14 protein-coding genes are annotated in these 14379 nt (G+C 71.8%); 7 read left to right on the plus strand and 7 right to left on the minus strand.

Annotated features, from left to right (window positions below; genetic code table 11):
• Window position 1 precedes the first annotated feature (1 nt).
• Together ABD353_RS09420 and ABD353_RS09425 are read left to right on the plus strand one after the other, a co-directional pair.
• Window positions 2–526, plus strand: coding sequence for a peptidylprolyl isomerase (locus tag ABD353_RS09420; RefSeq protein WP_344623023.1), 525 nt, complete (start codon window positions 2–4; stop codon window positions 524–526).
• Between the two features lie 81 nt (window positions 527–607).
• Window positions 608–1498 (plus strand): rhomboid family intramembrane serine protease, encoded by an 891-nt coding sequence (locus ABD353_RS09425; RefSeq protein WP_344623024.1) that lies wholly within the window; start codon window positions 608–610, stop codon window positions 1496–1498.
• Between the two features lie 296 nt (window positions 1499–1794).
• Here ABD353_RS09425 and crgA read toward each other — a convergent pair whose 3' ends face one another.
• Complete coding sequence (gene crgA / locus ABD353_RS09430) at window positions 1795–2043, minus strand: cell division protein CrgA (RefSeq protein WP_344623025.1); 249 nt, start codon at window positions 2041–2043, stop codon at window positions 1795–1797.
• 166 nt (window positions 2044–2209) lie between these two features.
• On the opposite strand from crgA, the gene ABD353_RS09435 reads away from it, so the two are divergent.
• The 5 genes from ABD353_RS09435 to ABD353_RS09455 all read left to right on the plus strand — a co-directional run bounded on the left by ABD353_RS09435 (window position 2210) and on the right by ABD353_RS09455 (window position 5751).
• Entirely contained in the window at window positions 2210–2968 is a 759-nt protein-coding gene (locus ABD353_RS09435; protein WP_344623026.1) for a DUF881 domain-containing protein, read from the plus strand.
• 79 nt (window positions 2969–3047) lie between these two features.
• Entirely contained in the window at window positions 3048–3215 is a 168-nt protein-coding gene (locus ABD353_RS09440) for a hypothetical protein (RefSeq protein ID WP_344623027.1), read from the plus strand.
• 64 nt (window positions 3216–3279) lie between these two features.
• Complete coding sequence (locus ABD353_RS09445; RefSeq protein ID WP_344623028.1) at window positions 3280–3939, plus strand: aminodeoxychorismate/anthranilate synthase component II; 660 nt, start codon at window positions 3280–3282, stop codon at window positions 3937–3939.
• Window positions 3940–3943: 4 nt separating this feature from the next.
• Window positions 3944–5032: a class E sortase gene (locus tag ABD353_RS09450; RefSeq protein ID WP_344623029.1), complete on the plus strand. Its 1089-nt coding sequence runs from the start codon at window positions 3944–3946 to the stop codon at window positions 5030–5032.
• A gap of 23 nt (window positions 5033–5055) precedes the next feature.
• Window positions 5056–5751 (plus strand): class E sortase, encoded by a 696-nt coding sequence (locus tag ABD353_RS09455; RefSeq protein ID WP_344623030.1) that lies wholly within the window; start codon window positions 5056–5058, stop codon window positions 5749–5751.
• A 78-nt stretch (window positions 5752–5829) separates the two neighbouring features.
• Here the strand turns inward: ABD353_RS09455 and pknB are convergent, their stop codons facing one another.
• From pknB to ABD353_RS09485, 6 genes are all read right to left on the minus strand, one after another.
• Window positions 5830–7890 carry a Stk1 family PASTA domain-containing Ser/Thr kinase gene (pknB, locus tag ABD353_RS09460; protein ID WP_344623031.1) on the minus strand — a complete coding sequence of 687 codons (2061 nt, stop codon included), beginning with the start codon at window positions 7888–7890 and terminating at the stop codon, window positions 5830–5832.
• Between the two features lie 288 nt (window positions 7891–8178).
• A complete protein-coding gene (locus tag ABD353_RS09465; RefSeq protein ID WP_344623032.1) occupies window positions 8179–9642 on the minus strand; it encodes a peptidoglycan D,D-transpeptidase FtsI family protein in 1464 nt (487 codons plus the stop codon).
• A gap of 14 nt (window positions 9643–9656) precedes the next feature.
• Window positions 9657–11090 (minus strand): FtsW/RodA/SpoVE family cell cycle protein, encoded by a 1434-nt coding sequence (locus ABD353_RS09470; RefSeq protein WP_425555109.1) that lies wholly within the window; start codon window positions 11088–11090, stop codon window positions 9657–9659.
• A gap of 45 nt (window positions 11091–11135) precedes the next feature.
• Entirely contained in the window at window positions 11136–12749 is a 1614-nt protein-coding gene (locus tag ABD353_RS09475) for a PP2C family protein-serine/threonine phosphatase (protein WP_344623033.1), read from the minus strand.
• Between the two features lie 122 nt (window positions 12750–12871).
• Window positions 12872–13387, minus strand: a complete 516-nt coding sequence (locus ABD353_RS09480) for an FHA domain-containing protein FhaB/FipA (protein WP_344623034.1) — start codon at window positions 13385–13387, stop codon at window positions 12872–12874.
• Between the two features lie 12 nt (window positions 13388–13399).
• Complete coding sequence (locus tag ABD353_RS09485; protein ID WP_344623035.1) at window positions 13400–14269, minus strand: FHA domain-containing protein; 870 nt, start codon at window positions 14267–14269, stop codon at window positions 13400–13402.
• Window positions 14270–14379: the final 110 nt, after the last annotated feature.

The following is a 14379-nucleotide window of genomic DNA, read 5'->3' on the forward strand; positions in this document are numbered from 1 at the left end:
CGTGGCCCACGTGCGCACGGCGACCCTGAGGACGGACCAGGGCGACATCGTGGTCGACCTCTTCCCCTTCCACGCCCCGCGGACGGTGGCGAACTTCGTCGAGCTGGCGGAGGGCACCCGCGAGTGGGTGGACCCGGAGTCCGGCGAGAAGGTGGCGAGGCCGCTCTACGACGGCACCGTCTTCCACCGGGTGATCGACGGCTTCATGATCCAGGGCGGCGACCCGCTGGGCGACGGCACCGGCGGCCCCGGCTACGCGTTCGCCGACGAGTTCCACCCGGAGCTGGCGTTCACCAAGCCGTTCCTGCTCGCGATGGCCAACGCCGGCCCGGGCACCAACGGCTCGCAGTTCTTCATCACGGTCGCGCCGGCCACCCGGCTGACCCGCAAGCACACGATCTTCGGCGAGGTCACCGACCCGGCGGCCCGGGAGGTCGTGAAGAGGATCGCCGCCGTGGCGACCGACGGCGACGACCGTCCGCTGCGGCCCGTGGTGATCGAGTCGGTGGAGATCACCCGGCGCTGAGCCGCCGGCAGTAGCCTGGACGGTCCTGGTGGTGCCCGCGCAGGGCGGCCGCCGGGACCTGTCACGAGGAGGGAATCCCGGATGCTTCCGGACGAGCCCGTACGTCCGCAGCCGGAGGGGCCGGCGCCGCTGCCGGGCTGCTACCGGCACCCCGAGCGGGAGACCGGGGTGGGGTGCTCCCGCTGCGGCCGGCCGATCTGTCCGGACTGCATGGTGAGCGCCTCGGTCGGGTTCCACTGCCCCGAGTGCGTGCGCGGCGAGGCCGCGGAGCGGCGGCCGGCCAGGACCCTCTTCGGCGGGCTCCCGGTGACGGACGGCGCGCTGGTCACCAAGGCGCTGATCGCGGTCAACGCGCTGGTCTTCCTGGTGACGGAGTACCTCAGCCCGGAGTGGGGCGTCCGGCTGGCGATGCTCAGCGGAACGCACGCCGGGGCCTTCCCGGTGCGCTTCGGCGTCGCCGAGGGGCCCGGGGAGTGGTACCGGCTGGCCACCGCGGTCTTCGTGCACGCCGGGCCGTTCCACATCCTGATGAACATGGTCTCGCTCTGGGTGCTCGGTCCCCAGCTGGAGCGGGTGCTGGGACGGGTGCGCTACCTGGCGCTGTACCTGCTGTCCGGCCTGGCGGGGAACGCCTTCGCGTACGTGGTGACCGGGGGCAACGTCTACTCGGTGGGCGCGTCCGGGGCGATCTTCGGGCTGCTGGGCGCCACGGCGGTGCTGTTCCGGGTGACCCGGACGCCGCTCGGGCCGGTGATCGCCCTGCTGGTGTTCAACCTGGTGATCACCTTCTCGGTGTCGGCGATCGACTGGCGGGCGCACGTCGGCGGGCTGATCGCCGGCGCGGTCACCGGCGCGGGGCTGATGTACGCGCCGCGGGCCCGCCGGAACCTCGTCCAGGGGCTGACGGTGGCCGGCGTGCTGGCCGTGGTGGTGCTGATGGTCGTGGTGGAGACGGCCCGCCTGGGGGCCTGAGGACGGCCGTGGAACGGGTCGTTGTCCACAGCGCGCGGCGGGTTGTGCACAGCTTGTTCCATCACCGCTGTTCACTCGCCGGGTCTACGCGCGTCCCCCTCGGTGAATTCATGGTTCCGTGGAATGCGGGCCGTGGCCCGGCGGGGAAACGCGAACAGGTTATCCACAGGCCGGGGCGAGTTTTCCCCAGTGTGGATAACCGTGTGGATAAACGTACGATCGCCTGGACGGCGGGCAGCGAAACGCCGCCCCGGACGGACCGGGGCGGCGACAGGCGGAACGGATGCGCCGCGCTGCTACTTCCACTGCGTCGAGACGCCGAATCCCGCCGCGATGAAGCCGAAACCGACCAGGATGTTCCAGTTGCCCCAGCTGCCGACCGGCCAGTCGCCGCTCGTCACGTAGTAGGTGACGATCCACACCAGGCCGATGAGGAAGAACGCCAGCATCAGCGGGGCGACCCAGCCGCGGCCGGAGCTGATCTTCACGGCGGTGGTGGCCGGCGGCGTGTAGTCGGCCTTCTTCCGGACTCGGGACTTCGGCACGAGGGGCTCTCCTGTCGATGCGCTGTGACCGCGCGGTGTGCAGCGGAGCGCGGCGGCTGTGTGGGGCCGGTCCGTAGCGGGAGACGTGCTCCGCACATGCCACCGGCGTCCGTTAGCGTAGTGGTTCGCCGGGTCTGAAGGAGATAAGGGTACGGTGCCTAATTCCATGATTCCCCCTTCTCCGGCAGTTCGCCGCCCCTCGCGCATCCGAATTGTCGGCCGTGCCCTGACCTGCACCGTTTTCGCGCTGGCCGGTCTGCTCTTCTACATCAGCGCCCGCACCGCCCAGGGCACCGACCTGCGCACCGACGACTCCCTGCTGCGGCTCAGCGACGTCATACAGCAGCGCAGCACCCAGAACCAGCAGATCCAGGCGCAGATCGGCGGCCTGCACGACCAGGTCGACCGGCTGGCCGGCGACCAGAGCCAGGACCCGGCCGACACCGCGCACCTGGACGCTCTGGAGCGGACGGCCGGACTGGAGCCGCTGCGCGGCCCCGGCCTCACCGTCACCCTCAACGACGCCCCGCCCAACGCCACCGCCCGCATCCCCGGCGTGCCCGACCCCGGCGTCAACGACCTGGTCATCCACCAGCAGGACATCCAGGCCGTGGTCAACGCGCTCTGGCGGGGCGGCGCCGAGGGCATCCAGGTCATGGACCAGCGGTTGATCGCCACCAGCGCGGTGCGCTGCGTCGGCAACACCCTGCTGCTGCAGGGCCGGGTCTACTCCCCGCCGTACGTGATCCGGGCGGTCGGCAGGACGGACGCCCTGCGCTCGGCGGTGGACGCCGACCCGGCCATCAAGAACTACCTGCAGTACGTCGCCGCCTACGGGCTCGGCTGGAAGGTCCAGGAGAGCGGCGACCTCACCGTCCCGGCCTACCAGGGCTCGGTGGATCTCTCGGCCCAGGCCGCTCGTTAGGGGGTGCGGAAGGCGACGGACGGCGTGCCCCGGCGGTACGGCGTCTAATCTGGTCCCCGACCCCAATCCGAGGAGCTCGATGTACGGCTGGCTCTGGCGCCACCTGCCGGGGAACACCCCGGTCCGCGCGATCATCTCGCTGCTGCTCGTCCTCGGGGCGGTCTACGTCCTGTTCAGGTACGTCTTCCCGTGGGCCGAACCGCTGCTGCCCTTCGGCGACGTCACGGTGGAGAGCGGCACCGGCTGACCGGCCGCCGTTCCCCCGTCCCTTGCCCGATCCGCACCCCGGACCCACCCCAGGAGAAGCACGCATGAGCTCCGCAGGCTCGCCCCGGATCCTCGTGGTCGACAACTACGACAGCTTCGTCTTCAACCTCGTCCAGTACCTGTACCAGCTGGGCGCCACCTGCGAGGTGGTGCGCAACGACGAGGTGACCGTTGAGCACGCCGTGCGCCGCGCCGGGGACGGGGGCTTCGACGGGGTGCTGCTCTCCCCGGGTCCCGGCACCCCGGAGGAGGCCGGCGTCTGCGTCGAGATGGTGCACCACTGCGCCTCGACCGGCCTGCCGGTGTTCGGCGTCTGCCTCGGCCTGCAGTCGATCGCCGTGGCCTACGGCGCCGTGGTGGGCCGCGCGCCCGAGCTGCTGCACGGCAAGACCTCGCTGGTGGAGCACGAGGACGGCGGCGTCTTCGAGGGCCTGCCCTCGCCGATGACCGCGACCCGCTACCACTCGCTGGCGGTCGAGCCCGGCACCGTGCCGGACGACCTGGTGGTGACCGCACGGACGGAGAGCGGCGTGATCATGGGCCTGCGCCACCGCGAGCTGCCCGTCGAGGGCGTCCAGTTCCACCCCGAGTCGGTGCTCACCGAGGGCGGCCACCGGATGCTGGCCAACTGGCTCGCCGAATGCGGGTTCCCCGAAGCGGTCGGACGGTCCCGCGGGCTCGCCCCGGTCATCGGCCGGAGCTGACGCGGTGACCGCCGTACGCCCGGAGGGGGGCGGTCAGCCGGGTCGGGGGACCGACGACTGGGGCGTCTACGAGTCCGCCGACCCGCCGCAGCCGTTCCCGCAGCAGGCTCCGCAGCAGACCCCGCAGCAGCCGGGGTCCCACCGTGACGCGGCGCCGGGCGGGCAGGCCGAACCGCATTTCACCGAAACGCAGTTCGGCGGCCCGCAGTTCGACGACCGGACGATGCAGCTGCGGACGGTGCCCGAGGCGGCCGTGCCCGCGGCGCCCGCGGCGCCTGCGGTGCCCACCGTCCCCGGGGGCCGCGCCGAGCGCCGCCGGGCGGCGAGCGGGCTGGGCGCCCCCGGCACCGGCCGGCGCCGGGCCCCGGGCGGCTCCGGCGCCGCCGCCCGGCCGCGGCCGCAGGAGAAGAAGCGGGTCGTCGTGGCCCGGGCGGTCGGCGAACTCTTCATCACCCTCGGCCTGGTGATGCTGCTCTTCGTCGCCTACCAGCTGTGGTGGACCAACGTGCAGGCCGACGCCTCGGCGAACGCCGCCGGGGACCGGCTGGAGCAGCAGTGGAACAGCGCCCCGCAGCCCACCGGGACGCCCGCGCCCGGTGCGGCGCCCGCCGGGCAGTTCGAGCCCGGCAAGGGCTTCGCGCTGCTGTACATCCCCAAACTGGGCCTCAAGTACCCGATCGCCGAGGGCACCCAGAAGCAGCAGGTGCTCGACAAGGGCCTGGTCGGCCACTACACGGGCACCGCGATGCCGGCGGACAAGGCCGGCAACTTCGCGATCGCCGCGCACCGCACTACGCACGGTCAGCCCTTCCGCAAGATCGGCCAGTTGGCACCCGGCGACAAGATCGTGGTGGAGACCGCCACCGCCTTCTACACCTACGAGGTCGCCGGCGGCATCCCGGAGACTCCGCCGACCAACGTGACGGTCATCCAGGCCGTCCCCAAGGGCTCGCCGTTCACCCAACCGGGTCGTTACATCACGCTGACCACGTGTACACCCGAGTTCAGTGCCCGTGGACGCCTGATCGTGTTCGGGAAGATGCTCGAGGAACGGCCGAGGAGCCAGGGCAAGCCCGCCGCGCTCACCGGCTGATCCCGCACCCGGGAGGCCCCGCCGTGAGTCCTGTGTCCGTCGGTCGTCGGATCCGGGCGGCGGTCGGCGCCGCGGGCGAGCTGATGATCACACTCGGGGCGGTGATCGCCCTCTTCGCGGTGTACTCGGTCTGGTGGACGGACCTGGTCGCGGACCGGCAGACCGCGCAGCAGGCGGCCCGGCTGCGGGCCGGCTGGAGCGCCCCGCCGCCCGCCGGGGGCCGGGCGCGGTCCGCCGGCGCCGTGGGCTTCCTGCACGTCCCCGCGCTCGGCCGGGGCAACGAGGTGCTGATCCGGGCCGGCACCGGTGCCGACGTCCTGGACACCGGCGTCGCCGGCCTCTACGAGGCGCCGTACCGCTCCGCGATGCCCTGGGACCCGGTCGGCAACGTCACCCTGGCCGCGCACCGGGACGGGCACGGCGCCCGCTTCCACGACCTCGACCGGCTCGGCCCCGGCGACCCGGTGGTGATCGAGACCGACGACCACTGGTACGTCTACCGGGTCGACGGCGTCCTGCCGCAGACCTCCCCGGACGACACCGGCGTCATCGCCCCCGTCCCCGAGCGCTCGCCGTACACCCGGCCCGGCCGCTACCTCACCCTGACCACCTGCACGCCGGTGTACACCTCGCTGTACCGGCTGGTGGTGTGGGGGAGCCTGCAGCGGGTCGAGCCGGTGGACGCCCGCCGCACCCCGCCGCCCGAACTGACGGCCTGAAGGGCTGCGGCGACGTACCCGGGGAACGCGGAAGGGGCCGCGCGGTGCTGCGCGACCCCTTCCGTGGGCTTCGGTCCGTCAGTTGCCCGTGGGCGGGCCGTCACCGGCCCGGGTGGTCAGACGGACGACCGAGCCCGCGTCGACCGGGGTGCCGGACGGCGGGTCGCTGCTCAGCACGATCGCGTTGTCGTCCTGCGGGCCGAAGACGACCTGCGGCTGGAGGCCCTTCTGGGTCAGCAGTGCGAAGGCCTGCTTGTAGGTCTTGCCCACGAGGATCGGCACCGAGGGCTTCTCCGCCATCTTGCCGACCGTGATGGTGACCTGAGCGCCCTTTTTCAGTTGGCCGCTCTTCGGGTTCTGGTCCAGGACGACGTCCACCTGGGCCGGATCGGTCACCGACTGGGTGCTGACCTTGACCGTCAGGCCGGCGTCGGTGATCGCCTGGCTGGCCGCGTCCTTGGTCTGGCCGGTCACCGGCGGCACCGCGACCTTCCCTGCGCCGCCGGAGATGGTCAGGGTGATCTGCGTGCCCGCCGCGGCCTTGCCGTTCGGGCTGTACGAGATGACCTTGTCCTGGGCGACCGAGTCGTCGTTCTTGATCTCGGTCTTGACCGTGAAGCCCTTGCCCGTCAGCGTCGTGGTCGCCGCGTCCACCGACTGGCCGGTGACGTCCGGGATGTCCGTCTCCACCGGGCCGGCGGACAGGTGCACCTTGATCGGCGTGTTGACGTCGATCTGCGAGTTGGCGACCGGCTCCTGGGTACAGACCTGATCCTTCTGGATCTTGGCGTCCGGGCAGGCGATCGGGGTGCTCTGCTGCACCTGCAGCTTCTCGTTCTGCGTCTTCGCCTTCGCCTGCGCGTCGGCGAGGCTCAGGCCGACCAGGTTCGGCGCGGTCGTCTTGCCGCCGCCGCCACCGCTGTTCAGCATCGCCTGCACGACGAAGAACGCACCCACCAGCACCAGCACGGCCGCGACGGCCAGCACGATCCAGGAGGTGTTGTTCTTCTTCTGCTGGCTCTGCCGGCGGCTGCCGCGGCCGTAGTTGTCGTCGTCCTCGTAGCCGCCGCCCCGGCCGCCGGAGCCGCCGTAGCCGTCGTCCTGCGCCTGGGGCGGGTAGCCGTAGCCCGGCTGCTGGGAGCCGACCTGCGGCAGCATCGTGGTCGGGCCGGCCGCGCCCTGCTGCGGCAGCAGGTTGGTCTGGCCGTACGGGTCGTACTGCGCGGCGCCGGCCTGGTCGTAGCCGTACCCGGCGCCGCCCATGCCGTACGCGGCCGCTTGCTGGGCCGCGGCCACCGGCAGGCCGTCGAGGAAGCGCTCGATGTCGTCGCGCATCTCGTCGGCGCTCTGGTAGCGGTAGTCGCGCTCCTTGGCGAGCGCCTTCAGCACGATCGCGTCGACCTCGGGGCGGACCTCCGGGTCGAACGCGGACGGCGGCTGGGCCTCCTCCCGCACGTGCTGGTACGCCACCGCCACCGGCGAGTCGCCGACGAACGGCGGACGCACGGTCAGCAGCTCGTACAGCAGGCAGCCGGTGGAGTAGAGGTCGGAGCGGGCGTCGACCGTCTCGCCCTTGGCCTGCTCGGGGGAGAGGTACTGGGCGGTGCCGATGACGGCCGAGGTCTGCGTCATCGTCATGCCGGCGTCGCCCATCGCCCGGGCGATGCCGAAGTCCATCACCTTGACGTTGCCCTGGCGGGTCAGCATCACGTTGGCGGGCTTGATGTCGCGGTGGACGATGCCGGCGCGGTGCGAGTACTCCAGCGCCTGCAGGATGCCGATCGTCATCTCCAGAGCGCGCTCCGGCAGCAGCCGGCGGCCGGAGTGCAGCAGCTCGCGCAGGGTCGAGCCCTCGACGTACTCCATCACGATGTACGGGATGGAGATGCCGTCGATGTAGTCCTCGCCGGTGTCGTACACGGCGACGATCGCGGGGTGGTTCAGCGAGGCCGCGGACTGCGCCTCGCGGCGGAAGCGCGCCTGGAACGACGGGTCGCGTGCCATGTCCGCGCGGAGGGTCTTCACGGCGACCGTGCGGCCGAGCCGGGTGTCATGGGCCAGGTAGACCTCGGCCATGCCGCCGCGTCCGAGGACGCCGCCGAGCTCGTACCTGCCGCCGAGGCGACGAGGCTCTTCCATAGTTCCGACCCTCTCCCTCACCGGGTGGTGAGGATGTGACGTAGGTGACCCCGCACGCACTGTTGGACGCTTGCCACCGCCACAGCGGTTCTGCGGCGCCGACCCCGCGGCCGGAGCCGCGGCTCAGCAGTGGGTACACCCGCTGCTGGCGGATACGCTACCGGGCGAACCCGTGGCAACCCGAACAGCCTGCCAGCTGAGACCAGACCGGTATGCACCGGAACGGTCCCACTGTGACGATTCCCTCAGGTCGTCGGGCCTTCGGATCCTCGGGGCGGGCGCCCGCTGCTACTTGCCCTGCACCACCGCCTGCATGATGCTCTTCGCGATCGGCGCCGCGATCGAACCGCCGCTGATCTCGTTCCGGTCGCTGTCGCCGTCCTCGACCACGACCGCCACCGCGACCTGCTTGCCGTCCGCGCCCTTGGCGTAGGACATGAACCAGGCGAACGGCAGGCCGCTGTTGTCCTGGCCGTGCTGGGCGGTGCCGGTCTTGCCGCCGACCGTGACCCCGTCGATCTTCGCCTTGGTGCCGGTGCCGTTCTGCACCACCGACTCCATCAGCTGCTGCAGCTTCTGGGCGGTGGTCGCCGAGACCGCCTGGCTCATGACCTTCTCGGAGTGCTTGGACACCACCGCGAGGGTGCTGGACCGCTCCTGGTCGACCAGGTACGGCTCCATCAGCGTGCCGTTGTTGGCGATCGCCGAGGCGACCATCGCCATCTGCAGCGGGGTGGCCCGGGTGTCGTGCTGGCCGATGGCGTCCATCGCGGTGCCGTCCGGCGAGGAGTTGGACGGGAACACGCTGGTGGTGGCCCGGATCGGGACGTCCACCTTGGGGTTGTTGAAGCCGAACTTCTCCGCCTGCGCGCGCAGCTTCGCCCCGCCCACCTCGGCGCCGATCTTGCCGAAGACGGTGTTGCAGGACAGGTCCATGGCGTCCTGCAGCGTGGCGTTGGTGCAGGGCTCGGTCTTGCTGGCGTTCTTCAGCTCGGTCTTGGTGCCCGGCAGGAAGAACTGCTCCGGGGTGTCGGTCTTGTCGCCCGGGTTCTGGAACTTCCCGTCCTCGAACGCGGCGGCGGCGGTGACCAGCTTGAAGGTCGAGCCCGGCGGGTAGGTCTCGCGCAGCGCCCGGTTCAGCATCGGCTTGTTCTGGTCCGCGTTGAGGTCGTTCCACGCCTTGGCGTCCGCCGCAGAGCTGCCGGAGAACTTGCCCGGGTCGTAGGACGGGGTGGAGACCAGGGCCAGGATCGCGCCGGTGCGCGGGTCGATGGCGACCGCCGCGCCCTTCTTGTTGCCGAGGCCCTCGAAGGCTGCCTTCTGGGCCTTGGCGTCGATCGTGGTGACGACGTCGCCGCCCTTCTTGTCGTCACCGGTCAGCATGTCGAGGGTGTTCCGGAAGAACAGCCGCGAGTCGGTGCCGGCCAGGATGCCGTCCTCCAGCGACTCCAGCTGGCTGGTGCCGAAGGACTGCGAGGAGTAGCCGGTGACCGGCGCGTACATCGCGCCGTCGACCCAGCTGCGCTTGTACTTGTAGCGCAGGCCGTTGACGAAGTCCGAGTTGGTGACCGCCTGGCCGCCGACGATGATGTTGCCGCGCGGGTAGGCGTACCGGTCGTACTTGTTGCGGTCGTTGTTCTCGTTGGTCGCCCAGGCGTGCGCCTGGACGCCCTGCACCCAGTTGGTGCGCACCATCAGGGCGAGGACGAGGATCAGGCAGAAGACCGAGACCCGGCGGATGGGCTTGTTCACGTGTCGGATCCCTTTCAGGCCGAGGCCGGGGCAGTGGCCGGCTCCGGTTCGGCGGCCGGGCGGCGCGCACTGTCGCTGATCTTGAGCAGGATGGCGATCAGGGCCCAGTTCGCCACCACCGAGGAACCGCCCTGGGCGAGGAAGGGCATCGTCATACCGGTCAGCGGGATGAGGCCGGTGACGCCGCCGGCGACCACGAAGACCTGCAGCGCGAACGCCGAGGACAGGCCCACCGCGAGCAGCTTGCCGAACGGGTCGCGGGCGGCGACGGCCGTCCGCAGACCGCGCTGCACGATCAGGCCGTACAGCAGGAAGACCGCCATCATGCCGGTGAGGCCGAGCTCCTCGCCGAACGAGCCGAGGATGAAGTCGCTCTTCGCGGCGAACTGGATCAGCCACGAGCGGCCCTGGCCGAGGCCGCTGCCGGTGACGCCGCCGGAGCCGAAGGCCATCAGGGTCTGGCCGATCTGCTCGCTGGTGCCGGGCGGCGGCGGGTCGGCGAAGGCCGCCATCGGGTCGAGCCAGGAGTTGATGCGGGTCTGCACGTGCGACTCGACGGAGGCCACCACCGTGGCGCCGCCGATCGACATCACCAGGCCGAAGACGATCCAGCTGGTGCGTTCGGTGGCGACGTACAGCATCACCACGAACAGGCCGAAGAACAGGAAGGACGAGCCGAGGTCGGTCTCGAAGACCAGGATCAGGATCGACAGCAGCCAGACCACGATGATCGGGCCGAGGTCGCGGCCGCGCGGCAGGTACAGGCCCATGAAGCGGCGGCTCGCCAGCGCCAGCGCGTCCCGCTTGACCATCAGGTAGCCGGAGAAGAACACCGTCAGGATGATCTTGGCGAACTCGCCGGGCTGGATCGAGAAGCTGCCGATGTGGATCCAGATCTTGGCGCCGAAGTCGCCCGCCCGGGCCGGGAAGAACGCCGGCGCGGCGAGCAGCACCAGGGCCACCGCCATCGAGATGTACGTGTACCGCTGCAGGATCCGGTGGTCCTTCAGCAGCACCATGACGCCGATGAAGAACGCGATGCCCAGGCCCGACCACATCAGCTGGTTCGCGGCCGCCGGGAAGTTGTTGGCGAGCAGCTTGCCGGCCTTGTCCAGCCGCCAGATCATCACCAGGCCCAGCCCGTTGAGCAGGGTGGCCAGCGGCAGCAGCAGCGGGTCCGCGTACGGCGCGAACCGGCGCATCAGCAGGTGCGCGACCAGCGCCAGGGCGCCCATGCCGAGGCCGTACGCCAGCATGCCGGCCGGCAGCGAGCCGTCCATCGCGAGGCCCACGTTGGCGTAGGCGAACATCGGCAGCACCACCGCGAAGCCGAGCATGGCCAGCTCGGTGTTGCGGCGGTTCGGCGCGTTCTGCGGCGTGATCGTGGTGTTGCCCCGCCGCGCGCCGCGGCGGTCGGTGTCGCTGTTGCTCAGGTCAAAGGTGCTCACGTGTAGGCCGCTCCCCGACGGCTGAGTCCCCTGGCGGGGTCGGTGCTAGGGGGTCGGGCAGGAGGACGCCAGCTGCTTCTCCTGCTCGGTCAGTTCGGGCGTGGTGCCGGGGTTGCCGGTGCTCAGGGTGTCGGTGCTCGGGCTCGGGCTCGGGCTGGCCCCGGGGGCCGGGGTCTCGTTGCGGAAGCCCACCTGGGTCAGCGCCGTGCCGGAGGCCGACGGGGCGGCCGCCGACGCGGTCGGGCTCGGGCTCGCCCCGGGCTGCGGCGTCGCGCCGCCGCCGGTGGTGGTGCCCTGCGCCGGCTTGGCGCCCTGCGCGACCTTCTTGCAGACCGAGGCCTGGGTGCCCAGGGTACGGACCTGCTCGCGGGCGTCCGCCAGGCTCTTCGCCTGGATGGTCTTGGTGACCTGCGTCCGCTGGTAGGTCGGCAGGAACTTGAGTTCGATGTCGTCGTGCTGCTCGTACACCGAGGACAGGCTCAGCCCGGCCAGCGACTGGTTGAGGCCGCGGTAGACCGCCACGCCCTCGCCGTCGGCACCGACGTAGTACTGGTCCTGCGTCCACTTCCAGCCGACGTACCCGCCGGCGCCCAGCAGGCCGAGCACCGCCAGCACCGCCAGCGAGACCTTCAGCTTCCGGCCCTTGCGCTTGCGCCGGGACGGGCGCTCGCCCTCGTACGGCTGCGCGTCGGCGCCGTAGCCCTCGGCCGCGCCGTAGCCGTCGTCCTCGTAGCCCTCGGCGGGGCCGAAGCCCGCCGCCTCGTAGCCGCTGGCCGGGCCGAACGCGCCCTGCGGGGCCTGCGGGCGGCCGAGACCGGCGGCGCGGCCGGCCGGGGTGTTCAGCAGGTTGTGGTCGCCGTGGTGCGGCTGCGCCTCGGCCACCGCGCCGACGACCACCGGGATGTCCGCGAGCTGGCCGCTCAGGGTGTCCGTGGCGCCGACGTCGATGACGTCCGCCACGATGCAGGTGATGTTGTCCGGGCCGCCGCCGCGCAGCGCCAGCTGGATCAGCTCCTGGACGGTCTGCTGCGGGGCGTAGTAGCTCCCGAGCGTGGCCTCCAGGGTCTGGTGGCTGACCGGGCCGGACAGGCCGTCGGAGCAGATCAGGTAGCGGTCGCCGGCCCGCACCTCGCGGATCGAGAGGTCGGGCTCGACCTGGCCGCGGCCGTCCAGCGCGCGCATCAGCAGCGACCGCTGGGGGTGCGTCTCCGCCTCCTCCGGCGTGATCCGGCCCTCGTCCACCAGCCGCTGGACCCACGTGTGGTCCTGGGTGATCTGGGTCAGCGAGCCGTCCCGCAGCAGGTACGCCCGGGAGTCGCCGATGTGCACCAGGCCCATCCGCTGGCCCGTCCACAGCATCGCGGTGAGGGTGCAGCCCATGCCCTCCAGCTGCGGGTCCTCCTCGACCATCTGCCGCAGCCGGTCGTTGGCGCCCTGGACGGCGTCGCCGAGCAGGGTCAGCAGGTCGGCACCGGGGACGTCCTCGTCCAGCCGGACGATCGAACCGAGCACCTCCGAGGAGGCGACCTCGCCGGCCGCCGCGCCGCCCATGCCGTCGGCGACGGCGAGCAGCCGCGGACCGGCGTAGCCGGAGTCCTCGTTCCCCTCCCGGATCAGGCCCTTGTGGGAGCCGGCGGCGAAGCGCAGCACCAGGCTCATGCCGTCGCCGCCCCCTTCCGGGCCCGGGCGGTGGCGACCGTGCCGTGGGCGCGCACGGCAGCGGCAGCGCGGCGCCCGCGCTCCCGGCTGGTCTTGGACGGGGTGGTGTCCCTCATGCGCCGCTACTTCCGCAGTTCGATGACGGTCCGGCCGATACGGATCGGCACGCCGGGCTGGAGCGGCATCGGCGCGGTGAGCCGCTGCCGGTCCAGATACGTGCCGTTGGTGGAGCCTAGATCCTCCACCGTCCACTGCCCAGTCTGATCCGGGAAGATCCTGGCATGGCGGGAGGAGGCGTAGTCGTCGTCCAGCACGATCGTCGAGTCGTGCGCCCGGCCGAGCGTGATGGTCTGCCCCTGCAGGGCGACGGTGGTGCCGGCCAGCGAGCCCTGCACGACCACGAGGTGGGTCGGCGCACCGCGGCGCTGGCGCGGCTGCGGCGGCGCGGCGGCCTGCCCGCCCTGCTGGGGCGGACGGCCCGTGGACGCGGTGGCGGCCGAGGCGGTCCGCCGCGCCGTGCGCGGGTTCACCTTGGTGCCGAACAGGTCGCTGCGGATGACCTGGACCGCGACGATGACGAACAGCCACAGCACGGCGAGGAAGCCCAGCCGCATGACCGTGAGGGTCAGTTCTGACATGAGTGGCCCGCTCTACCCTTCGACCTGTCGGTAGACGATGGTGGTGGACCCGAGGACGATTCGGGAGCCGTCGCGGAGCGTAGCGCGCTGGGTGTGCTGTCCGTCCACCACGATGCCGTTGGTGGACCCGAGGTCGAGCACCATCGCGGGCGTCCCCGGCCGGATCTCCGCGTGCTTGCGGGAGACCCCGGGGTCGTCGATCCGGATGTCCGCCTCGGTGGAGCGGCCGAGCACGCACGCGTTGCCCGTGATCTGGTGCCGGGCGCCGTTGACCTCCACCCAGCGGCGGGTGTTCGCACCGCTGTGGCCGGCACCCGGGAAGGGGCGGACGTTCCCGCCGGTCGCGGGCGGACCCTGCGGCGCCGCCGGGGGAGCGGCGGGCGGCGGCGGCGCACCGTACGGCGCCGCACCCTGCTGCTGCCACGGCGCACCGGGCGCGGGCGGGGTCGGGGGCCGCTCGTAGCCGCCCGGGGCGGCCGGCGGCTGCGGCACCTGCGCCGCGGGCTCCTCGCCGGCCAGGGTGCGGCTGCGCACCCGGTACAGGCCGGTGTCCAGCTCGTCGGCCTTCTCCAGGGTCACCTGGAGCGGGCCCATGAAGCTGTAGCGCTGCGCCTCGGCGTACTCGCGGACCATGCCGGCGAGCTCGGTGCCGAGCTGGCCGGCGTACGGGCTGAGCCGCTCGTAGTCGTGCGGGCTGAGCTCGACGATGAAGTCGTTCGGGACGACCGTGCGGTCGCGGTTCCAGATGGTCGCGTTGTTGTCGCACTCGCGCTGGAGCGCGCCGGCGATCTCGACCGGCTGGACCTCGGACTTGAACACCTTGGCGAAGGTGCCGTTCACGAGACCCTCGAGCCGCTGCTCGAACTTCTTCAGGACTCCCACGGGGCACCCCCTTCCAGGGCGTCGGCCGGGCCGCGCTCGCGGGCCGGGTTGCGGTTTTCCGTACTGATCGTATCCACGTCGGGCCCATCCGTACGGTTCCCCGGGAACGT

Origin of the sequence: Kitasatospora arboriphila, from assembly GCF_039528095.1 — a bacterium.
In the GTDB taxonomy this organism is placed as follows: domain Bacteria; phylum Actinomycetota; class Actinomycetes; order Streptomycetales; family Streptomycetaceae; genus Kitasatospora; species Kitasatospora arboriphila.